Source organism: Streptobacillus ratti (assembly GCF_001891165.1).
Lineage (GTDB): Bacteria > Fusobacteriota > Fusobacteriia > Fusobacteriales > Leptotrichiaceae > Streptobacillus > Streptobacillus ratti.
This window is the reverse complement of sequence record NZ_LKKW01000115.1, coordinates 1-286: the sequence shown is the minus strand read 5'-3', so window position 1 is coordinate 286 and position 286 is coordinate 1. Positions and strand designations below refer to the sequence as shown.

Annotated in this window: 1 protein-coding gene; it reads left to right on the top strand. The window is 23.1% G+C overall.

The features are described 5' to 3' along the window. Positions 1–192 (top strand): hypothetical protein (locus tag BT993_RS07395; RefSeq protein ID WP_208600533.1); only part of this gene is annotated, 192 nt, incomplete at its 5' end. Positions 193–286: the final 94 nt, after the last annotated feature.

Genomic DNA, 286 nt, shown 5'->3' with positions numbered 1-286 from the left:
GCTATAGAAATAATAAAGGAGATGCCACTTGCAGCACTTCTATTAACCAATACAACATTATCTATACAAATTAAAAATTATGCTAGTGATGAAGAATTGGTGTTAATAGGTGTTCCTGCACTAATATTAATAAGTATTACCTTAGTATTAATAGGTATATATAACTATTTTGACATGAAAGGGGAAAATTAATATGTATTTTTTAGAATTTAATAATGTAAGTTTTTCATATGATAAGAAATTAATTATTGATAATTATTCTTTTTATGTTGATAATTTAGAAAGA